We start from the raw sequence: 25055 nt of genomic DNA, 5'->3' as shown, positions 1-25055 counted from the left end.
AATATTGCCGAATTATTCACAAAAATATACAAAGAAAAGTACGGGCGTATCCCTAAATTAAGAGAAAGCCGTCCTAAAAGGACGGGGTTTTAAACCTAGTTTTGTGAGAATTTGCATTTATTAAATTTTCTCCTCGAATGCTCAATAAGTTCAAAAGCAAGGGTGACGATCGCACTTGCTTTTCTCTTTCTCCTGATTTCTTTCTTCTCACAGCCAACAGATGCGGTATGTCGCACCTTTTGACTGCCGTTAAGTAGGTGAGTAGGAATAAACTTAACGATGAGAAAGCATATATCCGCCTACCTACTTAGCAGTTACTTTAAGGCGGGGGTATTGCCTGTAAAATACTCGCTTCCTCCAACATTTGAGACTTTCGGGATCTAGCCACTTCTGGGTGTTCCCAAGACTGTGCAAAGGGCGGAACCACAAACGGACAAGCTTTCCACCCACCCTGTACCGCCACGCCGAGCATCTGGCAGGTTCCGCCCCTGTGTCCGTGCTGCTCGTAATACCGACAGTGCCGACAGCTTAAATTGCCTACATTTACGTTGCTCACGGGATTTCTCCAACCGTTTTTGTAATAAAAATATAATAACACCTGTACATCTACCGGAATTATGTACTATAATATATTCTACAATTTAAACTCGATCGCCAATGGGGAATCTGGAACTATCTTCTAGAGTAGAATATGCTCTGTTAGCGCTCTTGGAACTGGCGAGTCAGCACCCGAAGGATTCGCCCCTAACAGTGAACGAAATTACGGCTTCTCAAGAAATACCGGAACGCTATCTAGACCAAATTCTTGCCGTGCTGCGGCGTGCGAGTATCGTCCAGAGTCTGCGGGGTGCTAAAGGCGGTTATTTGCTGGCGAAAGAGCCTTGGCAGATTACTTTGCTAGAGGTGTTTTCGACTCTCGAAGGCGGCGACCGGGGCCCGTTCCAAAAAGTTTCGGAATCTGCAACAATAGAAAAAACTGCGGTGCTAGAAATCTGGCAGGAAGCGAGACAGGCATCTTGGGCGGTGTTGGGAAAATACACATTACAAGATTTGTGCGAACAGCGGGATGTTCGCAAACAAGCAAATCCCATGTACTACATTTAACTGGAGAGAAAATAAGCCATGAAAATTGCTAGAGATGTTACAGAAATAATTGGTAGAACTCCTTTAGTTCAGCTCAATAAAATTCCCCAAGCGGAAGGAGTAGTTGCTCAAATTGTGGTAAAATTGGAAGGAATGAATCCGGCTGCTTCGGTGAAAGATCGGATTGCGGCGAGCATGATTCATGCGGCAGAAGATGCGGGGTTAATTCAACCGGGGAAAACTATTTTAGTAGAACCGACTTCAGGAAATACTGGAATTGCTTTGGCAATGATTGCGGCGGCGAAAGGCTACAGTCTGATTTTAACGATGCCGGATACGATGAGTTTAGAGCGCCGATCGATGTTAAAAGCTTACGGAGCTCAGTTGGAATTAACTCCGGGACATGAAGGGATGTTAAGCGCGATCGCCCGTGCGGAAGAAATTGCAGAAGAAACCCCCAATGCTTTCCTGCTGCAACAGTTTCGCAATCCTGCTAATCCGAAAATTCACCGGGAAACCACGGCCGAGGAAATTTGGGAAGATACAGACGGTAAAGTAGATTTTTTTGTGGCTGGAGTTGGCACCGGCGGTACGATGACTGGAGTTGCTGAGGTAATTAAACAGCGGAAACCGAGTTTTAGGGCGATCGCAGTTGAACCCGCCAGCAGCCCGGTGCTCTCTGGAGGCAAATCTGGTGCTCACAAAATTCAAGGGATTGGCGCAGGATTCATCCCGGAAGTGTTGAAACCAGAGTTAATTGATGAAGTAATTGCAGTTAGCGACGAAGATGCGATCGCCTACAGTCGGCGGCTAGCCAGAGAAGAAGGATTGTTGTCAGGCATCTCAGCAGGTGCGGCTTTGTTTGCCGCAATTCAAGTCGGGAAGCGTCCCGAAAATGCTGGAAAATTGATAGTTTTTGTGCAGCCTTCCTATGGCGAACGCTATCTCAGTACAGTCTTGTTCAAAGACTTAGAAATTCCGACCGTCAGCCAACTTGAAGCATTAATTAGCTATTAAGTAAATCAACCTAATTCAACGTAAAACCATCTCGATCGAGGAGGACACGGCAGTGCCGTGTCCCTACCCAGATTAATTGTAGGGACACGGCACTGCCGTGTCCTGATTGTGGGTAACATTAAGATCAAATCTGTTAGCATCGGAATAGTAAATTCACTGTTAACTGTTAACTGTTAACATCATGTATGAGTGCAACCGGAATTGATATAACTCCGATGCTACCGGATTTGAGATAAAATCCAAAATTGATTGATTTTTCACACTTGGTACAACTTCCAACTCGCCATCGCCAACATTCCGTAAATCGCCAACTTAAGCGGGCGTTGAGGCATAATTTGGCAGAATTTAGCACCTACTAAAACTCCCGGCACCGAACCCAACCAAATTGGCAAAACTAAACTCCAGTTTACTGTTCCGAGGCTGAGGTGTCCCAGAGAAGTAAACATCAACAAAATTGCCGCCTGCGAAATATCCGTACCCACCAATTTTGAAGAATCCAGGCGGAAAAAAGCAATCAGCAACAGTGCAAACATAGCACCCGAAGACACGCTAGTGATTCCCACTAGACATCCTAAAATTGCTGCCGCACTCACAGTACAAATACGACCAGAATTAGTATTTAAATCCCACTCTGGCGGCTGTGGTAATTTCAAATTCGGGACAAATATCTTGAGCAGTAATTGGGTCAGCGATAAAGCGACAATTAGGGCGATCGCTACTCCGAGAAAGCGCAGCAATATGCCATCTAAGTTCTGATTTTCGCTGGATTTGATGTAGTGTAAAATTCCCACGCCCGCCAGCGAACCGGGTACGCTCCCCAAAGCCAGCCACTTAACTACTTGCAAGTCGAGGGTTTTTTGCTGCCAGTGTTTGAAGCCACCAACAACTTTCATTAATGTGGCAGCTACGACATCAGAGCTAATAGCAATTGATGCGGGAACTTGGAAGACAAAAATTAACATTGGGGTGATTAGCGACGCTCCGCCAACTCCGGTCAAACCAACGATAATCCCCACGAAAAAACTGAGAAACGATAGTAATAAGTAGTTCACGGTTATGCCCAAAAACTATGTATTTAAGCGCTGCCAACAACAAATAGATAAATAATCTGGGTGGCTAATGCAACACAGCAACACAGGCAAAAGATAGCTCGCATTTCAATATTTGCCACTATAATCTTTGCTTTTCAATGCTTAAGAATTTCAGCGTAGTTAGCTAGAGAATCCTTGGCAAGACTAAGGAAATGCAAATAAATAAAGCCACAAAAATTGTAGTGTAAAAGCTCCCTGATTATCTTAAATTTACCTGTGTAACTGATTTAAAATTCTCGATTAATTGATGGTTTAGATTCTGCTTTCTACCTTGAATTTACGAGCGTCACAGGTAAAACAGAGCTGAGTTTAACCGACTGCTGGCTGGAAAAAAAATCGGGAGTATCGAGAACATTAAAATGAATCAATACCACAACGACAATAGTGAAGGCGGTTGAGGAAACTAAACCCGTCAATAACTCTTTTTTGAGGTTTTTTTCCTTGGGTTTGTCTGCAAAAACATCTACAGCCCCGAATTGCATTAACAGAATTCCAGCAATATTGGAAAGCCAGTAGCCGACAATTGTGCAAGGAAACAGTAAATCTGGGGAAAGCCCACTACAGATATACCCAAAGGTGTAGGCAATTGGCAGATTGAAAAATATGTCGTTCCACCAACACAGCGGTGATAGCAAATATCCAATTCCCAGAAGTAACCCGCCTCTGATTTTTTTCAACCAGACTTCCTGAAAGCCCTTAGCTGCTGGCAACTGTTGGGTCAGTTGTCCTGCAAGCTGGTACTCTTGACTGACTTTTTTAGGGTTTTCCACGTTAATATCTCATAACTCGATCGACTTACCGTAGTTTAGCAGCCAAACTGAGTTATGTCTAGTAAGTCAATCGAGTTGCCGTAGTTTATTGCCGATCGCCTAAATCTACTTTGTTTCCGGTACAAAAATATCTATCCGGGAGAGGTTGTTGAGAATACTGGCTGGTGTGTGTTTAGGCTGCGATCGAGAAATTGAAAGCTTCTGGCAAATGCTTGACAGTTTGCAAAAGATATGCGGTATCGATCCCCCAGTAAAATTGCAGGTAAACCAGCAAAAGCCCGATCGCGACTGTCACGCCGAGCAATTTAGGGACTATTTTCGCGACAGTCTCCAGCACTAGGAATGCTGCCCAGATAGCAGCAGCTAAGATGAGAATGGAAGCGATCGCGGCAACTGTATCGCTGTTCATGGTTAACTCCTGTTGACAATCAATCGGGTATTACAAAACTACTTGGGATCAGGGCGGTTGCCAAAATCGAATAAATTACTCCAATTCCCAATAAGCCCACAGCGAAACTGAAAAATAAAACCATGCCGTCTGGTGGCTCGTAGGTATCGTGGTCAATTTGGTGGCGAACGGTGAAGTAGTGCACAGTTGAGATGAAGACTGTCGTCAAACCTACTAGAGAGAAGATTAAACCCAACTTCCACCCCATCGCGTGACGGTACTGTACGGGGAGTTGGACGACGCGAAGTCGGACGATGACGACGCCAAAACCCATGAGTGCGATCGCTACCCGCATCCATGCTAAGAAGGTGCGTTCGTTTGCCGATCGGTCGATCGCCCGCGACAGATTGGGCTGCTTTGGTTTCTCATCATCTACTTGCATCGGTTGGAACGATAATTGCACGCGATCGAACTCTTTAATATTCATCTTAAACGACCACCATTATTCAGGTGCCATCAAACCTTCTAAGCTAGAAGGAACGGTGAACATATAATAAATTACCCCAGTCCCTAGGATGGCGATCGCTAAGCTGAAAAGAATTACCCAGCGATCCGTAGGTTCATAACTATCGTAATCGATATCGTGGCGGACACCGAAGTAGTGCTTAGTTGAGAATAACACCGTCAGCAAACCCACTGCTGAAAAGAGCAAACCCAACTTCCAACCATTGCCGGGAGTTGGCAGCAGAGGGGCATGGAAGGCGCGAATACGCACAATAACTACGCCAAAACCCATCAGCGATATTGCTGTCCGCATCCAGGCTAAATAAGTACGCTCGTTTGCCAAGTGATCCCGCACCCGCGACGGATTTGGTCGCCTAATCTTTTCTGTATTTAATTTCGTAGATTTCCAATTTAATAGCATAGATTAACCTTTTAATATTAACTCCAAATATGAACGCCAACTGATATATTTTACCTGGGAGGATTATCCGCCGGGATAGATACCCGGCGGGTTCTTGCATTCCAACAGGCTTTAAACAACTGATCGCACTACAACTTCACCAAAACTAATCATTTTCCTCAGTAGGTGCGTTGGGAACCTGCGTATCTATGTAAGCCTGAGTCACGTCAGGAACAAACCAATTCGCATCCCCAGACTTGAAAACTTTAGCAGTAGGAACGTTGAATTCTACAGCCGCCGTATCGGGATTAGCTGTCGCTACAAATTGAGTTCCGTCAACTATCTTAATAGCTACACCGCCGGTCAATGCTTCTGAAGGTTGATCTGTAGTTCTTAAATCGGTTGCTTTGATATCGCTGGGTAGATAAATTCCATCGCAATCCCATTTATGTTCAGTTGTTTGGCCGTCAGCTAGAAAATAAAGGGCATTATCGTAAGTAGAAGAAGCGGCTTTTTTGCCTTTCGGGCCGTAGACAGCCAGGGTTTTTCCTGTCTCGTTGCGGCACTGACCCCAAGGTTTTCCCGTTTCTAAAGTGTATTTTTGAAACTCCAATTGAGCGATTTTTTGCTGAAGTTGCTCAGGGGTATAAGTCTGGGCGGTATCGGGTGCATCTTTCGCTGTCCTGAGAGTGTTTAGAGCTTGAGTCACCTCTATGTAGTCGGGATTGCTCGCATATTTCGGCGTTTTTGGAGCGCCCGCCCAGGAGGGGGAAACGAATACTAAATTGGCGGTCATTACCAAGAGCACTAAAACAAATTTGAAGATTTTCACAATTTTTGTCCTTTTCTAGATTGTCAGGTTTTTTTCAACTTTCTGTTTGCTTGCTATCTTAAGACTTAGGCAAAAACGAACTCTCTTTAACTGGTGAGCCTGAGAAACCAAATTTGGCAGAATCGAAAAATCTGGTTTTTTAGGATTAGACCTATTGTCAAAGTCTATCGGCGTGGGGTAGTGGCAAAGTGTTCGGGCGATATTTTAAGGATTCCTCCTCAAGTTTTTAGCTGAGTTGGATTCACCACTACATAATTTATTGAAAAGACAGGTATATTCTTGCCTAAGTCTGGCAACTTGCTAGCTCACAAAATGGCTTGAAATTTCGTAAAAATTCGAGGCTAAATTAGTTTGAAGCTGCTTTTAGCTCGGTTAATTAGTTCATTATTAACTTAGCATATTTGGTGATATATGGCAAGTGATTTAGACACCATTTTAAGAAAACAATTGGTAAGGTAAAAATGATGAGTTGTAAATTATGAACATCGGAAAAATTATCTACCTAGAGAGGGATGTAAGTAGCGGAACCGAGGCTAATTCTTAGTTAGATTGAAATGGCGGGAGCAGCCGATAACTACCGCTTTCAATCAGGATGAATATTCCCAAGCCAATCAATACAAAAGGGACAGCAGCCTTGGTATAGCGAGTCAAAATAGGGGCGATCGCCCTGTGGCGAGTTAACCGGTAAGCGGCATAAGACCAAACACCTACCATCACCGAGAAAACCGCCAAAATCACCACCAAGCTCGGCAAATCGCTGCTAGCAAACAGCGGCAAATAAATGCCGATGTTGTCTCCCCCGTTGGCGACAGTAACAGCAGCCACATTCAAAGTTTGGGGGTTGAAAAGAGTTGCTAGTTTTGACACAGGTGAATTAGATTTGCGGTTAAATTCACCCGATACCGCTTGTATATCATTTTCCTGATTTTCTCTCTTGACTAAGTGAGTGATGCCGATCGCGATCGGAACCAAACCCAGCAAGCCAATCCAAGCTTTCGGCACAATTAAGCCGCCAAAAAAACCGGGCAAACTAGCAGCGATGAGTGCTGCAAATCCGAGGTACTTACCAACAAAGATATGCCGGGGGCGGAAAGTATCATTTACCTGGGCGAAGAACAGCATCGAAATCACCATATCGTCGATATTGGTTGCGGCAAAAGATGTAATTCCGGCAATAATCGCTGCTGCAATCCAACTCATGTGCTGTCCCTTAAACTTTTCTAAACTTCGGGTTCGCTGGCGTTACTTCTGGTCATAGTTATCAGACAAAAGCCGCAACCAACTAAAGATATTATACTTAAAGTTGGACTAGCCAGAGTGCCGCTTTTCACCAGAATCGCCATGCCCAATCCGATCAAGACAAAAGGCACAAGCTGATTTCCGTAGCGAGTCAGAGTATCTGCGATCGCCTTCATCTGAATTAACCGATAAGCAGCATAGCACCAAACGCCCACCAGCGAGAAGAATACGCCGAGAATCACCGCTAGACTTTCTAAAGTATTGCTAGCAAACAGCGGCATATATATCCCGATATTGTCACCTCCATTTGCTACCGTTACCGCTGCTACGCTGTAAGTTTGAGGAGACAGAAAACTTCTCAAAAAAGAGTTATCAGATTGCTCTAATTCTGACTCAACTTCCGAATCGTCAGTTTCTGGATTCAGCAAGCGGCTAAGCCCGATCGCAATTGGCAGCAAACCCAGCATTCCAATCCAGTCTGGTGGAAAGATTAAGCTGCCAAAAAAACCCGGAAGGCTAACAAAAACCAGTGCTGTAAAGCCTAGATACTGACCCGCAACAATGTGTCGCCGCAGGAATGCTGCATTCACCTGCGAGAAAAACAGCAGCAGGATCAGAATATCGTCAAGGTTCGTAGCCGTAAAAGCCGTCACACCAGTGGAAATTGCTATCATTAATTCGTTCATTTCTATTCTTTCCTCAATTTATGTACTTTGTGTTTACTTCTGACTTATACATCTCTAGGCTTCAGAGGCCTTCTACCTTGGGAAAATAAACTAATCAAAGCCCTGATTGTCGATCGATACTGCATTCAATCGAACACCGCCGTAAATTGGATTTTCTTCGTCGAACTTGGAATGAATTGCGTCAATACCTTGCTCCATCGAACCCACAAGTTCAGGAGAGCGCAGTCGCTGCAAGATAAACCATCCGCAAGTAGCAACCAAATACATGAAGAACAAGTAAGGAAACGCATCGTAAGGAGCTTCTGGAACTGGGAACATAGTGCTACCGGGAATGCCCACGCTGCCGGCAATTGGAATCATCATAAATGCGATCGCCACAACCGAGCACACCACATCCTGCAGGCGCAATTTACGAATTTTGTGCAGGTAAACTGGAGCCGCGATCGAAATCAAGATGTACACCGTTAAAAATCCGTAGCTGCAAATTGCCCCCAAATAACCCATGCAATCGAACAGTTTGATGTGAAACATAGACATCACAGCAGGCACAAGAAATGTCAGAAATGTACACATCGTTACTGCAACATGGGGAGTTTTATTAGATGAATGCGCTACACCTAATGAAGAGTGAAACAAACCGTGGCGCGCCATCATATAAAACACTCTCGCCGCTGGATTGATGCTGCCGAGGACGCAAGCAAAAAAGCTAAATAAAGCGCCGAAAGCCACTAATTGTCCCAGCCAACCCATGCCCACTTGTTGCGCCAGAAAAGTTAGAGGTTCTTCAGTATTAGTGATTGAAACTCCAGTCCCGCTAAAACCCAAAATCTCAATGTAGGTCATTAAAATGAAGAATAACCCTGCCATGACAGCACTGCCCATGACAGCTCTGGGGATATTTTTTAGAGGTTTTTTCGCTTCGTCGCCCAGAGATGTAGCACTTTCAAAACCAGAGAAAGCAAACATTACTAATACAAGTCCCGTCGCTATGTTCCCCGGAGTTACGCCTTGCAAAGTTAATTGGGACATATCCAAAGCAAAACCTTTGTGCGCCCAGATGATAATTCCTAAAACTGAAATCATTAAAATGGAAACTCCCTCCAGCCACAGCATCGCCATAGCAGAGAGTTGGATATCTTTGTAACCTGCATACCAAGCAACCCCGGCCCCGATCGATAACAGCGTAATCGGTGACGGATGGATGCCTAAATGACCGATGAAAGTACCCGTAAAGTTGGCAAAACCACACAAAACGGCCATCGCAGTAAATAGATAAGCGAGTACCAAACTCCAGCCGCAAATTACGCCGGCAGTAGGGCCAAGTCCTTTAACAATGTAAGAATAAAGAGAACCAGCAGAAGCCGATCGACTCGCAAATTGGTTGATATTGATGCTGACAAATACTAGGCCGATCAAGCCGATGAGAAAACTCAGCCAAGCCCCGTTACCCGAAAGGGCGACAATTAAGCCTATATTAGATGCTGGTATAGTTGTAGGTGCAATGACGGCAAAGGATTGAGCTAAAACCTCACCGAAGGAGAGGCAGTCCGGCTTTAAGCCGTGGGCACTCTGATTTTTTTGCGTTTTCTTGGTCATTTATCTTCTCTCTTTTTGTCGATCGACTTTTGGCGATCGGCTTAAATTTGTCGGTTATGCTTCAGAGTCGGGCCCTGCTCTCGAAGCTTAATTAGAAGCGTAATCCCCTTTTCGGGTAGAATCAAATGTTGTTTTTTATTGAATTAATAAGTGCAAGTGATGCAGTGGCCCGGAAAAAGAACTGTTGGCGGTACGGGAGCGATCGGCCGCCAACAGCTCAAACCCTTGAGGTTAAAAGGAATATTCAATTAACTGCTGACAACCGTTATTTTTTGGGAATTCCAACCTGTACAATAGAGTCGATCGACAAGTTCTGGTCAAAGTTTAGCGGCAATAGATTTTAGTCTCAAAAAATAACTGTATTTACTAAAGAGGGAAGGAAGAATGGCCGGAATGACGCTAGACCAACTGCGAGTTTTTCTAGCTGTAGCGGAACACCTGCACTTCAGCCGGGCTGCGGAGGAACTTTACATTACCCAACCCGCTGTCAGCGCCGCAATTCAAAACTTAGAGGAGCAGTACGGAGTAAAATTTTTTCACCGCATCGGTCGCCGCATCGAAATCACAGAAGCTGGGAAGTTGCTGCAAATCGAAACGCAGAAAATTCTCGACCAAGTTGCTTTGACTGAGAGAGGATTGCGAGAATTAAACGACTTGCAGCGAGGAGATTTTAATTTGGGATCCAGTTTGACAATTGGCAACTACTGGTTGCCAGAAAAACTTTGCTATTTTAAACAAAAGTACCCCGGTATAACTGTAAATTGTACCCTCGCCAATGCAGATGAGATTTGCATGGGGACGGCGACAGGAATTTTTGATTTAGGTTTGGTGACGGGAGACATTAAACCCGCGCTTGGGATTACTCTAGAACAAGAAATTGTAGGTAGCGAGCGCTTGCTGATTGTGGTTGGCAAATCCCACCCTTGGTTTGAGCGAGTCAAAATTAGTTTAACTGAAATTGCGACAACTGATTGGGTGATGCGAGAACCAGGTTCGGGAACTCAGCAAATGTTTGAACAATCTTTGCAAAGTTGGGGCATAAATCCTACTGACTTGAATGCTATTTTAGTTTTGAACAGTAGCGAAATGGTAAAAGCCGTGGTAGAAAGTGGCGCTGCGGCAGCCGCTATTCCTGAATTAATGGTAAAGAAAGAACTACAGTTGGCGACACTGCGATCTCTTCAACTTGTAGATTTTAGAGAAATTTCTCAGCCGACTGTGGAAATAGTTAAACCAGTTTTAAAAGTGAAGCACAGGCAACGTTTTCAAACTGGAATTAGTAAAGCCTTTGAACGGATATTAACTGAATTTGCTAGTAATTGGTAAGATCCCCGTAGGGACACCGCACGGTGTCCTTCTTCGTGTCAACTTAAGCCGAAAGCCTTGATAAATCTCGTTTTTACCCCAGTCTAGATCCCCCTAAATCCCCCGGATAGTCGGGGGACTTTGAGAATACTCCTGTCCCCCCCCGACTATCCGGGGGGCTAGGGGGGATCTTGGCCTAATCGTCAGACAGTAGACTGGTACTACATTTGATGTTAAATTGACACCTATGGACACTCCAAAAGCCGTGTCCTTACAGCACTTAATTACGGCTGTTCAATAGTTTGCTCAAATCCAATATATTTTTACTGCCATCACCAACTATCAGCGGCAATTTCCCATTCCATTTTTCGATAGCTTGTCTTTCCAACAATTCCGCAGTCAAATTGTCCCGCAGCAACCTTTGCACTTCGGCTTCTCCCTTGGCTAAATTCACCTTAGCCTCCGCCTCTTTTACTGCCTTCAGCGCTAAAAACTCTCCTCTTTTTGCTTCCTGTTCGGCAATTTGTTTCGCTTCGACTGCATCGCTAAACCGCTCAGAAAAGTGAACGTGTACTAAAGAAATATCGTCAACGGCAATGTGATATGTAACCAGTCTCAAGGTCAAAAAATTATCTACTGCGGCTTTAACTTCTCCCCGTTTAGTAATAATTTCTTCAGCCGTGTATTTTGCCATGACTGCTTTTAAGACTTCTTCAACTGCCGGATATATAATGCGATCTACCACTGCTTTTTCGTCACCTATTTGTTGAAAAATTGCATTGGCTTCGGCTGGGATAATGTGCCAGTTGAGCGCTACATCCGTGAAAACATCTTGTAAATCTTTTGAAGAAGCTTCAGCGGAACTTTCCTGTTTCTGCACTCGCACGCTCAACTTTTCTACAGTATAAACTATGGGGACTATTACGTGAATTCCTTCTCCGAGTACCTGTTCTTGCACTTTACCAAACTGCATCATCACGCCGCGTTCTCCAGCGTTGACTATGACAAAAAACTTGGACATAATAGCTAAAAATATTATTACTATAGTTAGTTGGATAGCTAAGTAAACATCCTTATCTCTTTTATCCTTATCTTTTTTATTTTTTGATTTGAGTGAGTTAACTTTTTTGCTGGATTTGACAACCATATTCCACCCCCATCGTACTTGATTATAGGACAAAGATTGACAACACCGCTGCTCTATTTGCCTGCCTCCAGCAACTTTTCAAAATCCGCAGCCGGCACAGGAGGACTGAATAAATATCCTTGCATGGCATCGCACTCGTAGCGCCACAGAAAATCTTTTTCGGCTTCAGTTTCAACTCCTTCGGCAATTACCTCAAGACAGAGGCTGTGCGCCATTTCAATAATAGCTTTGACAATCGCTGCATTTGTGCAACCGTCGGCGATATTGCTGATGAAACAGCGATCGATCTTTAAAACATCAAAGGGGTATTGCGTCAGATAGCTTAAAGAAGAATAGCCAGTGCCGAAATCGTCAATAGAGATAGAAACTCCCAAATCTTTCAATTGTTGCAAAGTGGCGATCGCACCTTCGGCATCCTCCACCATCAAACTTTCGGTCAGCTCTAATTCCAAACTGCTCGGTGCTAAACCAATTTCTGCTAAAATTTCGGCAACTCTGCTGCTGAGTTCTGGTTGGTGAAATTGGGCGGGCGACAGATTCACCGCTACCTGCTGCAAGGAAAAACCAGCATTTTGCCAAACCTGTATTTGTCTGCAAGCTGTCTGCAAAACCCACTCGCCCAACTGTACGATGAAGCCAGTTGCTTCGGCATCAGGAATAAATTCGGCGGGCGAAATCAACCCTTTTTCGGGATGCAGCCAGCGCACCAAAGCTTCGGCGCTGATAATTTTTCCAGTCTGAACATTGACCTGCGGCTGATAGTAAACTTGGAATTCTTCTCGTTCCAAGGCTGCACGCAAACTTGTTTCTATCCGATCTAATTTGTCGGAGGCATCTGGGAGTAATGGGTTGCTTTGCGATCGCAAATTATGCTGCTGTTCGGCAAAAGCTGCTTGTTTTTTCAAGCGGCTGGATATCGCACCCACAAGCTCAGCTTTAGTAAAAGGTTTTGTGAGGTAATCATCTGCTCCCAATTCCATACCTTGCCGCATTTCAGAACGTTCGGCTTTACCTGTCAGGAAAACAAAAGGTACTGTAGCAGTAACAGGGTGCGATCGCAAGGCCACCAGCACCCCGTACCCGTCAAGTTCCGGCATCATCACATCGCAAAGAATCACGTCGGGAAGACTTGACACCGCGGCATTTAAACCCAGCGCCCCATTTTCTGCACCCGTCACGTCGAAACCTTCGGCTTTGAGGAGTTTGAGAATATTCTCTCGAATTACTCGATCGTCCTCAATCACTAGAATTTTTTTCATATGTCATTCCCTGAAAGCGATATAATTGAACGGCGTGGCTTCGCGCGATCGCCGTGGCAATAACTGAAAATGCACAGCTCGATCGGCACAGCCGAATATTTTCCGACATAAATAGCAGACGCCCCTGAAAAACACTAATTTTTAAAGGACAACTAGATTGATGTTTCTCTGGTTACTTAGCGCCGTCCGTATTATTACGAGGTAAAGCAAGAAATCTCTCAACTAATTCTAGGCGATCGACAGTTAGCATCGCTCTAAATAACTGCTAAACTGGTTGTGCTGCAGGAGCGATCGGCTGCAAACAATCTCAGCCTATAGCAGTTGCCCAAACAAACGCAACTGCAAGCAACTAGAAAACCCTTGCAGAGTAAGTATTGCCTCATTATTTAGTGTAAAATCTAGAATCTCAAACTTGTACGATCGCAAAGCCGAAGTATCTAAAATCTCAAATCTAAAATGACATTACCTAGTGGATTCCCTCAGCCGGCACAGATTGGTGTCATAGAAGTTAAGCAATATCCTCAGTACCGCGCTGTCACCTACACCCACGCAGGCGATTTGCGACAAGCTACAGGAATCGCCTTCAATCCCTTGTTTGAACACATCAGCAACAATCAAATTGCGATGACAACGCCAGTAGAAGCACGCTACACGGAAACTTCCGAGCAAATCGATACAGTTCCGGTTGCAGAAGTTTCCTTCCTCTACCCGGCACCAAATATCGCCCCCAGCAGCGTTAACTCTGCTGTGGAAGTCACCGATACTTCACCGATGACAGTTGTCAGCATCGGCGCGCGGGGGGCTTACACTTGGGAAAGTTACGAAAATAACCTCCAGAAACTCAAAGATTGGCTTCAAGAACATCCCGAATACGAAATAGTCGGGCCACCGCGCCGCTTTTTTTACAATTCCCCGATGACGGCCGAAGCCACTAAAATCAGCGAGGTGCAAATTCCGATCCAACGCCGCTGACGTGAACGACCAATTCGCGAATGTTACCGCGCTGGCGGTGTTCCCAGAGATAAATTCCCTGCCAAGTTCCTAACAATAATCTACCGCGCGCGATCGGGATTTGTTCAGAAGTATGAGTCAGCGCAGTGCGAATGTGCGCCGGCATATCGTCTGGGCCTTCCGCATCGTGAATGTAACTCGCGCCCTCCGGTACAAGTTTAGCCAAAAAGTTAGCCAAATCCTTAAGTACATCCGGGTCAGCATTTTCTTGAATCACCAAGCTAGCAGAAGTATGGCGCAAAAACAAGCTACAAATTCCTGTTGCAATACCCGAATTCGCCACCGCATCTTCTATCTTAGGAGTGATGTTGCACAGAGACTTCCCTGTAGTTTGAATTCTGAGTATTTGTTGGTGATGAAGCATTCGATTTTAGATTTTAGATTTTAGATTTTAGACCAAATTAGACTTGCATTGCATTCAATCGCTTTCGGCTCAGGAAAATATCTGCGTTAATCTGCCTTAATCTGCGGTGGAATCAATCAAAGATGTATCCATTGGGATTTGAGATCGTAAATCAGCATCATCCTAATCCCGATCTTTAAAATAGTCTACAACAGCTTGGGCGAGATCCTCAGTACCATTTTTATCCAACTTATCCGACAAACGCGGCGGATGCAGCGGCTGTCGCAAAAACTCCCAATCCCCCTCAAAAAACTCCGCCGCCGTCACCACTTGATGTTCCGCATAATTTTTCAGCCACTCCAACAACACCTGAGCTTCCGCAAAACCTTCTCTCATAATAGAAACAACAGGTATTTCTAAGCGCAAAGCTTCCGAAAAAGTGCTGTATCCCGGTTTAGAAACCAAGCGCCCGCAGACAGGCATCAGATCCACCGGACGCGGTAAAATCGGGAAAGATTGTGCAAATTCTGAATTTTTGACTTTAATCAAATTCGGCAAATTGGGAGCCGCCGCATCAAAAGTAATAAATTGCCAATCGCTAAATAACTGTAAATTTTGATAAGGAATTGCTTCTAAACCCAAGCCACCAAAAGTCAGCAATACAGTTTTTTCCAGCGGTGATTTAATGCCGAATACTTCCCGAATTTCATCGTTACTGTAGCGAGGATTGCCGCCCGTCAAGCCGACATCTTGAATATTCGGGAAAGCTGGCATCGGTTCGTGCAAAGGCAGGCGAAAAAGCCGATCGCACTTTCCGAAACATTCACCAATCCAATCAGCCATTTCTACAAACTCCCCGCCCCAATCTCGATAGATAAAATCCCAGCCAAAATTGCTCATCATCCAGCAAGGAACCCCAGCAGATGCCGCCATTCGCGCAGCCAAAGGAGGAATATCTGCCAACACCAAACCCACCCGATTTTGCTTGATAAAATTAACTTCGCCCGCAATTATCGAATTTTGGTTTTTCCGAATTTCCCGCAACTTTTCCAGCGTGGCCTCTTTGTCCATATGCAAACTATCAGCTTGCACAACTCCCACATCAAAAGCGCGGGGACGGAGGATAAAGTCGCCAGTAATGTAACATTCTAGCAGCCACCGAGGTGCGGTTGTGGTGATAATTAGTAAAATATCTGGATTTAATTCTTGAATTTTTGCAGCTACGGAGGAAACTCGGACAGCGTGACCAAATCCGTGATTGGTGATGGCAATATATAATGTTGGTCGAGACATTGATAATAGGGAATAGGGAATAGGGAATGGGGCATCGCGCGTCGGGAACTGCGGTAGAGACTCGAAGGCAAAAAGGCCAAGCTTCAAGCGACGCACAACGAACAATGATACAATTAAGCACTAATGACTAAGCTATTCTGCATTTAAATTGTATATTCCGGGCGGTGCTGCGGAGCAAGAACCCAGGAGAATTTTATTATTTCTTTAGATCCAATTTAAATGCTAAGTAGCTGATGTTACCGATTGATATGATGTCCGATAGTTGTATAGGCACTGAAAATGTAAAAACTCATCAATCGGACGCGCCATCAGACCAAACAGGCAATTGATTAATCTTATCCAGCGTAATATCTACATACTTTTCACCGTTACTTGCCCGATCTTCCCCAAAATATCCCTCATCGCCGTCGTGCTTTTGAGGGCCGCTGACAGCTTCTGCGTAGCGTCCTTGTAAACGAGCTTGATTGAACGGGGAAGTCGCGAACCAGTACCAGCGAGTCGGAAAAACTATGCCGCCAATATCCTCAATTGAATCGCGAGTGCCGCGCAAATGGAAAACGCGATCGGCTTCTGCAAAACCATTTTCTCCCGAAAACACGCCCCCAACTGAAATAACAGTAATTTCTGCTTTCAGCCATTCTTTAAGATAGGGAGTAGCACCCAAAGCAACTTGTGCGCCGCCGCTAGTGCCAATTAAAATAACTTGCAAAGGTTTTTGAGGATTAGCTGAAATCGGAGATTGAGCATTCATTCGCTCGATAATTGCATGAGCAATTCCCTGATTGTATGCAAAACCGTAGCGATAATCCAGAGAAATGGCAAACCTCCAAAGATTGCGAATTTTGATGAATATATCCGCCCCAATCGGCCCACTTTTTGCCTGTGCTGCAAACCGCCAAAAAGGAGCTAGCCAGCGCTGTCCGCCTAAACTTTTGTTAGAAGCTGAATAAGGAAAAATATCCCCCACGGCTACGCACTGCGGGTGACTTTCAACTAAATGTTTGAGAAAAAATGCTTCTCCCGGTGTTAGTTCGTCCCCCGAAAAATCGCCAACTCCCGGCAAAAAGATGATATAACAATTGCTCGGCGAAGACTTGCGCGCTTGCGGGCTGCTGTCGTTCGGGGGCAATATCTCCGGCGAATTTTTCTTGAAACCCAAAGTTTCGGCACTTTGACCCAGCCACCATATAACAGTTCCCACTGGCGAAAGAATCCCCCAAACTAGCAGGATTAGAGCTGCGATGAGCAACAAATTTAAACTTCCTCCACGCAGCCACGCAAATATCTGCAAAATCAATCTTAGCATTTAATAAAATCTGGTAGAATGCCTGTTAATTACCTAATTATGTAGAAATATTTTGGTGATTTTGCTGTATTAGAGCTTATTTTGTCCTAGTTGTCAACTATCTTGAGGAGCAGGAGTTAAAGGTGAGGGGAGAAGATTCAATTGCAGGTTTGCGAAGAACGCTTTGGAACGCACTTTCTTTGAACAGCAACTTTTACGAAAAAACTCCCTACACTGCCAGAACGAAGCGGATAGCTTTAACGATTGTAATTTTAGCAGCGGTGTCCCGCGTTTTTGGCAGTGCCGTCATTTTGTTAATCAATCGAACTGAGCTATCCGTGTTATTGTTAGCACTTTGGATAGATGCTTTGGCACTGGTGGGGGGTTATTATTTTTGGACTTTCACTATCTTTAAAATTGGGCAGTGGCTGAAACCAGGTCATGTAAGTTATGGGGAGTTGTTGGTTCCGATCGGATTTGCTTACGCCCCCCAAGTGCTGAATTTTTTAACGTTAATTCCCTTGCTGGGAGAAGGGATAGAGCGGATATTAGCTGTGTGGAGCTTGCTATCTGTAATTGTGGCGGTTCGCCAAGGTTTGGATATTAAAACTCGCTGGGCGGTGTTCATCGGTTTTGCGGGTTGGCCGCTGATTCAAATTGCGATCGGGCTTGTAAAAGTTATTAAACAGTTGCTTCCACAATGGCTTTAAAATCGGGAAATTGTCATGGGTGAAAGGCAAAAAATACCAGAAAATTTCACGGTTTTAAGTTTCGATCGCAGATTTTGCAAGTGGCGATTAATGGCAATTTCAAAATGCAGCTAATTTTACAAGAAAGGTAGAGGGCAGGAGGCAGAAGGCAGGAGGTAAAAACTATTAATTAAAACTTTAGTTGTGAGTTTAAAGCTCAGTAAAATAAATAATTATACTGAGAATGCTGGCAGCGAGGTGTACAATGTCCTTGTTTCAATCTCCCTCTTTTAAGGGTGAGTTCATAAAAGCCTCCTGCCTCCTTCCTTCTGCCTTCTGAAAATGGCGATCGCCCCTAAGCCCCTTAACCTGTTGATTCCTGCACGCACTAAGCCCAAAGAAACCGGGCTTTTTACCAAATCTACAGGCTGCAACGAAGGATTTTAGTTAAAAAAAACGGTTTTTGACCGCCAGCGGGCAAGTCAAACTGTTAAAATAAAATTGCTTTGGGGTGCAATACTTTTGCTCAAAGTATGTAATTTGAAACAAAAGCATTCCCCGATCGCCTCAAGCAACATTGTCGATAGCTCGCTTTAAGAGAATGCTTGACAGGGGAACGGCAACACAGTAGATTAGGAGATGAGTGATATGGTGATTGATAAGATTAATTTGCCTTGGCACAGTTCGATCGCACAACCAGACGGCAAACACACCCCAACTATTCGGCTCTCCCCACTGTCCGCCTCCTCTTAGTAGCGATACATTGAATAAAAGGAAATACACAAAAATTTACATATATAATTTGTGTAATGCTCCAAATCGCTCCTCACCAGCAGCGATACAACCCTCGCCAAGACAGTAGGATAGAAAAAATATGTTTGAACGCTTTACAGAACAAGCCATTAAAGCAATCATGCTAGCCCAAGAGGAAGCGCGGCGCCTCGGCCACAATTTTGTAGGCACCGAGCAAATTCTCTTAGGACTCGTCGGCGAAGGCACTGGCATCGCTGCAAAAGTATTACTGGATATGGGCCTCAACTTGAAAGAGGCGCGCAATGAAATCGAAAATATTATCGGTAGAGGTTCCGGGTTCCTCCCGCCGGAAATTCCGTTTACCCCCCGCGTCAAGCGCATTTTTGAGACGGCGCTGAACGAAGCGCGACAGTTAGGACACAATTACATCGGCACAGAGCACATCCTGCTGGGGCTGATCCAAGACGATGAAGGGGTGGCGGCGAAGGTGCTGCAAAACCTGGGAATCGATCGCCAGAGAGTCCGCACGCAGGTAATTCGTGCAGTGGGAGAAGTCGCGGCGGTATCTGGAGGCCGGGGGGATAGCGGCGATCGCAAAATCCCGACTTTAGAAGAATTCGGCACAAACTTAACCAAGCTAGCAGCCAGCGGCAAACTCGATCCCGTGGTGGGCCGCGAAAATGAAATCGAGCGCGTGATCCAAGTGCTCGGCCGCCGCACGAAGAACAATCCTGTGCTCGTAGGCGAACCGGGAGTAGGCAAAACAGCCCTCGCCGAAGGCCTCGCCCAGCGCATTGTGAACAGAAACGTCCCGGAAATTTTAGAAGACAAACAAGTAATCAGCCTCGATATGGGTTCGCTGATTGCTGGGACAAAATTCCGAGGCGAATTTGAAGAACGGCTGACGAAAATCATGGCCGAAATTCGCGCAGCAGGCAATATCATTCTGGTAATTGATGAAATTCATACCTTAGTTGGTGCAGGCGCGATTCAAGGTAGCATGGACGCTTCCAATATGCTCAAACCAGCCCTGGCGCGAGGCGAATTGCAGTGTGTGGGCGCGACAACCTTGGATGAATACCGCAAGCATATCGAGCGCGATGCAGCCCTAGAACGCCGCTTCCAACCGATTAAAATCGGCGAACCAAGCGTGGCTGAAACAATAGAAATATTGTACGGTTTGCGATCGGCCTACGAACAGCACCACAGACTGACAATTTCCGACGAAGCTTTAGAAGCAGCGGCTACACTGTCAGACAGGTATATTAACGATAGATTCTTGCCAGACAAGGCGATCGACTTAATTGACGAAGCAGGTTCCCGCGTCCGCGTGATGAACTCGCAAACCCCGCCCGAAGTTAAAGAACTCAAGAAACAACTGCCGGCGGTAACAAAAGAAAAAGATGCAGCAGTGCGCGAGCAAGACTTCGACAAAGCAGGCAAATTGCGCGATCGCGAATTAGAAATCGAAGCCGAAATCGCCGAAGCTACGATCAACAAAAGCCAGATCAAAACCTCTCCCACAGTCACCGAAGAAGACATCGCCCACATTGTGGCTAATTGGACGGGAGTACCTGTTAGCAAGCTGACCGAATCGGAATCGGAATTGCTGCTGCACATGGAAGACACCTTGCACCAGCGCTTGATCGGCCAAGAAGAAGCTGTCAGCGCAGTTTCTCGGGCGATCCGCCGCGCGCGGGTTGGCTTGAAAAATCCCAATCGCCCGATCGCCAGTTTCATCTTTTCTGGGCCCACAGGCGTAGGCAAAACCGAACTGACAAAAGCCTTAGCTTCCTATTTCTTCGGTTCCGAAGAAGCGATGATTCGGTTAGATATGTCCGAGTTTATGGAACGCCACACAGTTTCTAAACTCATCGGTTCGCCTCCGGGTTACGTCGGCTACGACGAAGGCGGCCAACTCACAGAAGCAGTGCGCCGCCGTCCTTACACAGTAGTCTTGTTCGACGAAATCGAAAAAGCTCACCCCGATGTCTTCAACATGATGCTGCAAATCTTGGAAGACGGCCGTTTGACAGATGCCAAAGGTCGGACAGTAGACTTCAAGAATACGCTGCTGATCATGACATCAAACATCGGTTCGAGGGTGATTGAAAAAGGCGGCGGCGGTCTCGGTTTCGAGTTTGCCGAAACGGCTTCAGACGCGCAGTACAACCGCGTTCGCAGCTTGGTAAACGAAGAATTGAAACAGTTCTTCCGTCCCGAATTTATCAACCGCTTGGATGAGATTATCGTCTTCCGCCAGTTGAACAAGGCAGAAGTCAAGCAGATTGCGGACATCATGTTGCAGCAAGTCTTCGGCCGCTTAACCGAACAGGGTATTACTTTGTCGGTGACAGACAAGTTCAAGGACTTGTTGGTTACAGAAGGCTACAATCCCAGCTACGGTGCTCGACCATTGCGCCGCGCCATCATGCGGTTGTTGGAAGATGTACTGGCTGAGGAAATGCTGTCTGGGAAGCTGAAAGAAGGCCAAAGTGCGATCGTAGATGTGGATGAAAACGGTCAGGTGAAGGTATTGCCGAGTGGCGAATCTGAACCCAGATTGCCGGAATTCGCTTTAAGCCATTAAGTGCGATGACACGCGGATAAATAACGTCTGATTAAAAACCCGGTTTCTTGGAGAAACCGGGTTTTTAATTAAATAATACCAGTTAAAAAAAAGAATGCAGCAACAGTAACTGTAGGGTGCGGATACATCAACAATCCTCAAAAAAAGCGACAATCTGATAGCGACGCACCTTATTTTTGTCAATGTGTCAACAAACAAATCCAACATTTCATTGCCAATAAAAAAGCTTGCTAAAAAAATTGGCTGGCTTTTTGATTCATTGAACCTACCAGGTGCGTCGCTATTAAATTAGCCGTCTTTCTTAAAGATTGTGGATAGCGACACACCCTAGGGAAGACTGCTGTATGAGTGTTGAAAATTGGCATTTACATCATATTAAATGAACAAACTAGGCGACACTTTAAAATAATCGCCGAGTGCCTTAGCTTGTGCTTTGCTAATTGCCCGCTTGCCATTAACAACCTCAGACACTACGCCACTCGATCCAATGATGCCCACTCTCGTCAGCTTGACGGGTGCCGCTGGCTTCCATGATGTGTTGCAAAATCTCGTGAGGTTCGGATTTGTCGATCGGATAATTTTGGGCCTCGTAAACTTCAATGAGCGTTACCAATAAGTTGTGTAAAGCTTTTTCTTCGGGAGTACGGTTTTTGGCGAACGTCAGCCCCTCTGCGACTGCTAGGAGGCGATCGTATTCTTCCTCGGTTTCGATCGCCCGTGGAGCGACTTCTGCCAGCAAATTGCTATAATTAGCTCGATCGAAAGTAAGGGTCATTTTTCGATTTGTCCTTGTCGTATAAAGATGTCATAGATTCCTGCTGCTAAATAAGTGGTTAAACGTTTAGTCATCGGAGATTTAGTTTTGTTTAAGCCGATCGCAGTTGATTGCGGGCTATGGGAGCATCCACTTTACTGCTGCCCCTGCTTCTCATCAGACAAAGACTGCTGTTTTAGCAGTTTCTCCTCATGGTCTACAAGAGTTTTCTCTAACAGGAATGCTGCGAAATTGCTAGTCGATCGACCTTCTTGTTTAGTCCATTCCTCAAGGCGAGTGTAAATTCCGTCTGCTAAATATTTTGATCGGCGTTTCGTCATCAGAGATTGAATTTCTGTCTAATTGCAAGTTTCCCGCCAATGATTTCGCACAAACTTTATTGTGAGTCCTGCTTTTCATTAGAGGGTGGCGGCTGTTTTTGGATCTTTTCTTGGTGCTCTCTCACAGCTTTCTCCAAAAGGAATGCTGCTAAGCCGCTGATTGAACGGCGTTCCTCGTTTGCCCAATCTTGAAGTTGGTCATAAATTCCATCTGCGATGGAGGTTGATAGGCGTTTCGTCATCAGAGGTTGATTTTTTCTTATCTAAGCCGATCGTCAGTGTGATATATTTACAGCGTTTTGTCGATTTTGCTACATATGTGCTGTAAATATGCTGCATATTGCGCTATACTCGGAAAAGTCAAAAGCCAGCGCGCGCCCTAGGAAAGTTCGTCGCTGGCTTGTGGCTCTAAAAATCAAAGAGAGCTATTACCATGATAAAACCTTCCAGCGACGGAAGCGAATTTTCTCGCGGCTACCAACAAGCTTTAGACGACTTCGGCATCACACAACTCCTATCCTGCATCCGCAGCTACTCTGACGCCGATTTCGACGCGCAGCGGGTGCTGTTGCAGGAAAAAGAGGTCAAAAGCTTAGCTGGCCATCTAATCGAACAGTTGGCGGCAAACCTCACGGGTAGTCTCATCGCCAGCTACCTCGACATTCTACGAAAAGCAGGTGCCCAGATAATTGCCGCACATTCTCCAAATCGGCAAGTAACTGCACAGCCAGAAGATAATCTGCAACTCACGAAAACGCCTGATTTATAAATAAACCCCTGAAAACCCTGTGACTTTAGTCCAGGGATGAAAGGTAGGAATAGACTTTAGTATACCAGTCAGACAAATGCGATACATGGTAAAATTAATCAATGGAGGTGAAACAAAATGTACGCAGTGCAAAAAGATGTTTGGCATTTAACGGAATTTGAAAAGCCTATTGTTGAGCAACTACTAAAATGGTCAAATAACCTGTTTAATGTTGGGACTTACGAAGGTAGGCAAAGATTCTTTAAAGACAAAAGTACGGTTAAATATCCTGACTTGTACAAAATTGCCAAAAATAACGAAAATTACGGGCTTCTCTACTCACAAGTCGCGCAACAATCTCTTAAATCTGTAGCTGAATCTTTTAGCTCTTTCCGAGCATTGTCCAAGTTAGCTTATAAAGGAAAACTCAGCCAAAAGCCGAGATTACCAAAATATAGAACCAAAGGAGGAATGTACCCAATTTCTTACCCCGGTCAAGCTTTAAAGGTGGTTGGGAATAAAATTAGACTGCCTTTAGGAAACAAAGGTAAAGAGCATTTTGGCACCGATGCACTTTTGGTTCCTTTACCCGAACGTATTAAAAGCTCTACCATTAAAGAGCTGAGACTAATTCCTAGAAATGGTCAAGTCTGGGTCGAGTACGTCCACGAATCTCTTGGCGAACAAGCCCTTAGTTGCGATTTAGAAGCGACTGGCATCCTGGGAATCGATCATGGCATCAATAACTGGCTGACCTGTGTCTCTAGTAATGGCCAGCCTTTTATTATTGATGGCCGTAAACTAAAATCTTGGAACCAATGGTTTAACAAACAGAAAGCAAAAGTTCAATCAGAACACGCCAAACATAAGCTACCTCAAGGTTTCTCATCACAACGATTACAGCAATTATCCGAAACTCGCGCCCGAAGAATGAGAGATGCTGTTAATAAAGCAGTGAGAATTATTGTTGATTATTGCCAGGATAATCTAATTAATGTCATAGTTTTTGGTTGGAATAAGGGACAAAAACAAGAAGTAAACATGGGCGGAGTGACCAACCAAAACTTTGTCCAAATACCGACCGCCAAAGTCAAAGAAAGGTTGCAACAAGAATGCGATTTAAAAGGGTGGAAATTTGTCGAACAAGATGAATCTTACACTTCAAAATCTAGCTTCCTAGACCGAGACATAATGCCCGTGAAAGTCGGTGAAAAACCCGACAATTGGCAGCCCTCGGGTAAGCGAATTAAACGAGGTTTGTACCGTTCTGCTCAGGGACTAATCTTAAATGCAGATGTTAATGGGGCAGCAAACATCATCAGAAAATCAAAGGTAGCCATAGACTCATTAATTGAGCGAGTGGGTAGTGGGTTATTGACTAACCCTTTAAGAATTAAACTTTGGGCGGATTCATCCCCCAAAGTTTGTCCTTAAGAATCCCCGTGTCTTTAGACCGGGGAGTGTCAATAAAGCCGGATTATGCCAAACCTTGGGTGATTGTGCGGGTTTTGCCTGATGCTCGAAATCACGCTGTTGCGCGTTTCTGCAATCGCCAAGATGCAGATGACCATTTAAGGGCTTTGTGCAAGTTTGTGCGATCGGGAATCTTTGAGATTGTGTTCGATCGACCTGGCGATCCAGAGTTAGATTAAACAATTAATAGCTCTGCTTTACGGTGGGTTTCTGCCCACCTTTGCCTATAATTGTTTGCTGATTCTTGTTAATTTAGACTCTCAAGTCGCGGCGCAAAAAAAGTGTTTTTACCTATTGATTTTAGTTGATTTTTAAGGTATTATTTAGATAATGGAAGTGGTGGCTTAAATTTGAAAATTGCTACCACTCCCATTATTATATAATACCTTTTTAAGCCGGGAATGTCAAGCCTTTGACCCCAAAAAAAAGGGCGTTTTTTTTACATTTTATCGGAAAAA

The 25055-nt window shown here is 45.0% G+C and carries 27 protein-coding genes; 9 read left to right on the top strand and 18 right to left on the bottom strand.

What is annotated here, in order from left to right:
* Positions 1-319: 319 nt before the first annotated feature.
* Positions 320-556 (bottom strand): hypothetical protein, encoded by a 237-nt coding sequence (locus IQ263_RS02610; protein WP_194066042.1) that lies wholly within the window; start codon positions 554-556, stop codon positions 320-322.
* Between the two features lie 101 nt (positions 557-657).
* Here IQ263_RS02610 and IQ263_RS02605 point away from each other — a divergent pair, with 101 nt between their 5' ends.
* Both IQ263_RS02605 and cysK read left to right on the top strand, forming a co-directional pair.
* Positions 658-1104: an RrF2 family transcriptional regulator gene (locus IQ263_RS02605; RefSeq protein ID WP_194066041.1), complete on the top strand. Its 447-nt coding sequence runs from the start codon at positions 658-660 to the stop codon at positions 1102-1104.
* An 18-nt stretch (positions 1105-1122) separates the two neighbouring features.
* Positions 1123-2100: a cysteine synthase A gene (cysK, locus tag IQ263_RS02600; protein WP_194066040.1), complete on the top strand. Its 978-nt coding sequence runs from the start codon at positions 1123-1125 to the stop codon at positions 2098-2100.
* A gap of 257 nt (positions 2101-2357) precedes the next feature.
* Here cysK and IQ263_RS02595 read toward each other — a convergent pair whose 3' ends face one another.
* The 9 genes from IQ263_RS02595 to IQ263_RS02555 form a co-directional block, all read right to left on the bottom strand.
* Positions 2358-3152 (bottom strand): TSUP family transporter, encoded by a 795-nt coding sequence (locus IQ263_RS02595; RefSeq protein WP_194066039.1) that lies wholly within the window; start codon positions 3150-3152, stop codon positions 2358-2360.
* A 305-nt stretch (positions 3153-3457) separates the two neighbouring features.
* Positions 3458-3961: a DUF7980 family protein gene (locus tag IQ263_RS02590; protein WP_194066038.1), complete on the bottom strand. Its 504-nt coding sequence runs from the start codon at positions 3959-3961 to the stop codon at positions 3458-3460.
* 172 nt (positions 3962-4133) lie between these two features.
* Positions 4134-4370 carry a hypothetical protein gene (locus tag IQ263_RS02585; protein ID WP_194066037.1) on the bottom strand — a complete coding sequence of 79 codons (237 nt, stop codon included), beginning with the start codon at positions 4368-4370 and terminating at the stop codon, positions 4134-4136.
* Between the two features lie 19 nt (positions 4371-4389).
* On the bottom strand, positions 4390-4836 hold the full coding sequence (locus IQ263_RS02580) for a YidH family protein (RefSeq protein ID WP_194066036.1): 447 nt from the start codon (positions 4834-4836) through the stop codon (positions 4390-4392).
* A 15-nt stretch (positions 4837-4851) separates the two neighbouring features.
* Positions 4852-5274, bottom strand: coding sequence for a YidH family protein (locus IQ263_RS02575; RefSeq protein ID WP_194066035.1), 423 nt, complete (start codon positions 5272-5274; stop codon positions 4852-4854).
* 145 nt (positions 5275-5419) lie between these two features.
* On the bottom strand, positions 5420-6085 hold the full coding sequence (locus IQ263_RS02570) for a hypothetical protein (RefSeq protein WP_194066034.1): 666 nt from the start codon (positions 6083-6085) through the stop codon (positions 5420-5422).
* 540 nt (positions 6086-6625) lie between these two features.
* Positions 6626-7285 carry a cadmium resistance transporter gene (locus tag IQ263_RS02565; protein WP_194066033.1) on the bottom strand — a complete coding sequence of 220 codons (660 nt, stop codon included), beginning with the start codon at positions 7283-7285 and terminating at the stop codon, positions 6626-6628.
* A 20-nt stretch (positions 7286-7305) separates the two neighbouring features.
* Positions 7306-8010, bottom strand: coding sequence for a cadmium resistance transporter (locus IQ263_RS02560; protein ID WP_194066032.1), 705 nt, complete (start codon positions 8008-8010; stop codon positions 7306-7308).
* A 90-nt stretch (positions 8011-8100) separates the two neighbouring features.
* Positions 8101-9606, bottom strand: coding sequence for an APC family permease (locus IQ263_RS02555; RefSeq protein WP_194066031.1), 1506 nt, complete (start codon positions 9604-9606; stop codon positions 8101-8103).
* A gap of 384 nt (positions 9607-9990) precedes the next feature.
* Between IQ263_RS02555 and IQ263_RS02550 the strand changes: the two genes are divergently transcribed.
* Positions 9991-10932: a LysR substrate-binding domain-containing protein gene (locus IQ263_RS02550; protein ID WP_194066030.1), complete on the top strand. Its 942-nt coding sequence runs from the start codon at positions 9991-9993 to the stop codon at positions 10930-10932.
* A gap of 259 nt (positions 10933-11191) precedes the next feature.
* Here IQ263_RS02550 and IQ263_RS02545 read toward each other — a convergent pair whose 3' ends face one another.
* Entirely contained in the window at positions 11192-11932 is a 741-nt protein-coding gene (locus tag IQ263_RS02545; protein ID WP_333194893.1) for a prohibitin family protein, read from the bottom strand.
* Positions 11933-12111: 179 nt separating this feature from the next.
* Positions 12112-13317 carry an EAL domain-containing response regulator gene (locus IQ263_RS02540; RefSeq protein WP_194066028.1) on the bottom strand — a complete coding sequence of 402 codons (1206 nt, stop codon included), beginning with the start codon at positions 13315-13317 and terminating at the stop codon, positions 12112-12114.
* 456 nt (positions 13318-13773) lie between these two features.
* Between IQ263_RS02540 and IQ263_RS02535 the strand changes: the two genes are divergently transcribed.
* Positions 13774-14289: a heme-binding protein gene (locus IQ263_RS02535; RefSeq protein WP_194066027.1), complete on the top strand. Its 516-nt coding sequence runs from the start codon at positions 13774-13776 to the stop codon at positions 14287-14289.
* On the opposite strand, the gene IQ263_RS02530 is transcribed toward IQ263_RS02535, so the two are convergent.
* From IQ263_RS02530 to IQ263_RS02520, 3 genes are all read right to left on the bottom strand, one after another.
* The gene (locus IQ263_RS02530) at positions 14255-14692 is read right to left on the bottom strand and encodes a secondary thiamine-phosphate synthase enzyme YjbQ (RefSeq protein ID WP_194066026.1); all 438 of its coding nucleotides are present in this window, start codon (positions 14690-14692) and stop codon (positions 14255-14257) included. The genes IQ263_RS02535 and IQ263_RS02530 overlap by 35 nt on opposite strands.
* Positions 14693-14854: 162 nt before the next feature.
* Positions 14855-15964 (bottom strand): glycosyl transferase, encoded by a 1110-nt coding sequence (locus IQ263_RS02525; protein ID WP_194066025.1) that lies wholly within the window; start codon positions 15962-15964, stop codon positions 14855-14857.
* A 292-nt stretch (positions 15965-16256) separates the two neighbouring features.
* Positions 16257-17270, bottom strand: coding sequence for a hypothetical protein (locus IQ263_RS02520; protein WP_194066024.1), 1014 nt, complete (start codon positions 17268-17270; stop codon positions 16257-16259).
* A gap of 122 nt (positions 17271-17392) precedes the next feature.
* Between IQ263_RS02520 and IQ263_RS02515 the strand changes: the two genes are divergently transcribed.
* Together IQ263_RS02515 and IQ263_RS02510 are read left to right on the top strand one after the other, a co-directional pair.
* Positions 17393-17959: a hypothetical protein gene (locus tag IQ263_RS02515; protein ID WP_194066023.1), complete on the top strand. Its 567-nt coding sequence runs from the start codon at positions 17393-17395 to the stop codon at positions 17957-17959.
* Between the two features lie 853 nt (positions 17960-18812).
* Positions 18813-21281, top strand: a complete 2469-nt coding sequence (locus IQ263_RS02510; protein ID WP_194066022.1) for an ATP-dependent Clp protease ATP-binding subunit — start codon at positions 18813-18815, stop codon at positions 21279-21281.
* Positions 21282-21744: 463 nt separating this feature from the next.
* Here the strand turns inward: IQ263_RS02510 and IQ263_RS02505 are convergent, their stop codons facing one another.
* The 3 genes from IQ263_RS02505 to IQ263_RS02495 all read right to left on the bottom strand — a co-directional run bounded on the left by IQ263_RS02505 (position 21745) and on the right by IQ263_RS02495 (position 22618).
* The gene (locus IQ263_RS02505; protein ID WP_228049743.1) at positions 21745-22056 is read right to left on the bottom strand and encodes a helix-turn-helix domain-containing protein; all 312 of its coding nucleotides are present in this window, start codon (positions 22054-22056) and stop codon (positions 21745-21747) included.
* A gap of 134 nt (positions 22057-22190) precedes the next feature.
* The gene (locus tag IQ263_RS02500) at positions 22191-22376 is read right to left on the bottom strand and encodes a ribbon-helix-helix domain-containing protein (RefSeq protein WP_194066021.1); all 186 of its coding nucleotides are present in this window, start codon (positions 22374-22376) and stop codon (positions 22191-22193) included.
* Positions 22377-22432: 56 nt separating this feature from the next.
* On the bottom strand, positions 22433-22618 hold the full coding sequence (locus IQ263_RS02495) for a ribbon-helix-helix domain-containing protein (RefSeq protein ID WP_193975303.1): 186 nt from the start codon (positions 22616-22618) through the stop codon (positions 22433-22435).
* 191 nt (positions 22619-22809) lie between these two features.
* Here IQ263_RS02495 and IQ263_RS02490 point away from each other — a divergent pair, with 191 nt between their 5' ends.
* From IQ263_RS02490 to IQ263_RS02480, 3 genes are all read left to right on the top strand, one after another.
* The gene (locus IQ263_RS02490) at positions 22810-23145 is read left to right on the top strand and encodes a hypothetical protein (RefSeq protein ID WP_194066020.1); all 336 of its coding nucleotides are present in this window, start codon (positions 22810-22812) and stop codon (positions 23143-23145) included.
* A gap of 117 nt (positions 23146-23262) precedes the next feature.
* A complete protein-coding gene (locus tag IQ263_RS02485; protein ID WP_194066019.1) occupies positions 23263-24558 on the top strand; it encodes an RNA-guided endonuclease InsQ/TnpB family protein in 1296 nt (431 codons plus the stop codon).
* A 26-nt stretch (positions 24559-24584) separates the two neighbouring features.
* Positions 24585-24776: a hypothetical protein gene (locus IQ263_RS02480; protein ID WP_194066018.1), complete on the top strand. Its 192-nt coding sequence runs from the start codon at positions 24585-24587 to the stop codon at positions 24774-24776.
* Positions 24777-25055: the final 279 nt, after the last annotated feature.

Origin of the sequence: Tychonema sp. LEGE 06208, assembly GCF_015207505.1 — a bacterium.
Taxonomy (GTDB): domain Bacteria; phylum Cyanobacteriota; class Cyanobacteriia; order Cyanobacteriales; family Microcoleaceae; genus Microcoleus.
This window is presented reverse-complemented; position numbering and strand designations above follow the sequence as displayed.

What these genes read in the sequence shown, in the direction of transcription:
- cysK (WP_194066040.1), top strand. Translation starts at nt 1,123, where the DNA reads ATGAAAATTGCTAGAGATGTTACAGAAATAATTGGTAGAACTCCTTTA.
- IQ263_RS02490 (WP_194066020.1), top strand. Translation starts at nt 22,810, where the DNA reads ATGATAAAACCTTCCAGCGACGGAAGCGAATTTTCTCGCGGCTACCAA.
- IQ263_RS02500 (WP_194066021.1), bottom strand. Translation starts at nt 22,376, where the DNA reads ATGACGAAACGCCGATCAAAATATTTAGCAGACGGAATTTACACTCGC.
- IQ263_RS02520 (WP_194066024.1), bottom strand. Translation starts at nt 17,270, where the DNA reads ATGCTAAGATTGATTTTGCAGATATTTGCGTGGCTGCGTGGAGGAAGT.
- IQ263_RS02580 (WP_194066036.1), bottom strand. Translation starts at nt 4,836, where the DNA reads ATGAATATTAAAGAGTTCGATCGCGTGCAATTATCGTTCCAACCGATG.
- IQ263_RS02540 (WP_194066028.1), bottom strand. Translation starts at nt 13,317, where the DNA reads ATGAAAAAAATTCTAGTGATTGAGGACGATCGAGTAATTCGAGAGAAT.
- IQ263_RS02565 (WP_194066033.1), bottom strand. Translation starts at nt 7,285, where the DNA reads ATGAGTTGGATTGCAGCAGCGATTATTGCCGGAATTACATCTTTTGCC.
- IQ263_RS02525 (WP_194066025.1), bottom strand. Translation starts at nt 15,964, where the DNA reads ATGTCTCGACCAACATTATATATTGCCATCACCAATCACGGATTTGGT.
- IQ263_RS02555 (WP_194066031.1), bottom strand. Translation starts at nt 9,606, where the DNA reads ATGACCAAGAAAACGCAAAAAAATCAGAGTGCCCACGGCTTAAAGCCG.
- IQ263_RS02575 (WP_194066035.1), bottom strand. Translation starts at nt 5,274, where the DNA reads ATGCTATTAAATTGGAAATCTACGAAATTAAATACAGAAAAGATTAGG.
- IQ263_RS02530 (WP_194066026.1), bottom strand. Translation starts at nt 14,692, where the DNA reads ATGCTTCATCACCAACAAATACTCAGAATTCAAACTACAGGGAAGTCT.
- IQ263_RS02550 (WP_194066030.1), top strand. Translation starts at nt 9,991, where the DNA reads ATGGCCGGAATGACGCTAGACCAACTGCGAGTTTTTCTAGCTGTAGCG.
- IQ263_RS02560 (WP_194066032.1), bottom strand. Translation starts at nt 8,010, where the DNA reads ATGAACGAATTAATGATAGCAATTTCCACTGGTGTGACGGCTTTTACG.
- IQ263_RS02585 (WP_194066037.1), bottom strand. Translation starts at nt 4,370, where the DNA reads ATGAACAGCGATACAGTTGCCGCGATCGCTTCCATTCTCATCTTAGCT.
- IQ263_RS02605 (WP_194066041.1), top strand. Translation starts at nt 658, where the DNA reads ATGGGGAATCTGGAACTATCTTCTAGAGTAGAATATGCTCTGTTAGCG.
- IQ263_RS02485 (WP_194066019.1), top strand. Translation starts at nt 23,263, where the DNA reads ATGTACGCAGTGCAAAAAGATGTTTGGCATTTAACGGAATTTGAAAAG.
- IQ263_RS02510 (WP_194066022.1), top strand. Translation starts at nt 18,813, where the DNA reads ATGTTTGAACGCTTTACAGAACAAGCCATTAAAGCAATCATGCTAGCC.
- IQ263_RS02495 (WP_193975303.1), bottom strand. Translation starts at nt 22,618, where the DNA reads ATGACGAAACGCCTATCAACCTCCATCGCAGATGGAATTTATGACCAA.
- IQ263_RS02535 (WP_194066027.1), top strand. Translation starts at nt 13,774, where the DNA reads ATGACATTACCTAGTGGATTCCCTCAGCCGGCACAGATTGGTGTCATA.
- IQ263_RS02505 (WP_228049743.1), bottom strand. Translation starts at nt 22,056, where the DNA reads ATGACCCTTACTTTCGATCGAGCTAATTATAGCAATTTGCTGGCAGAA.
- IQ263_RS02545 (WP_333194893.1), bottom strand. Translation starts at nt 11,932, where the DNA reads ATGTCCAAGTTTTTTGTCATAGTCAACGCTGGAGAACGCGGCGTGATG.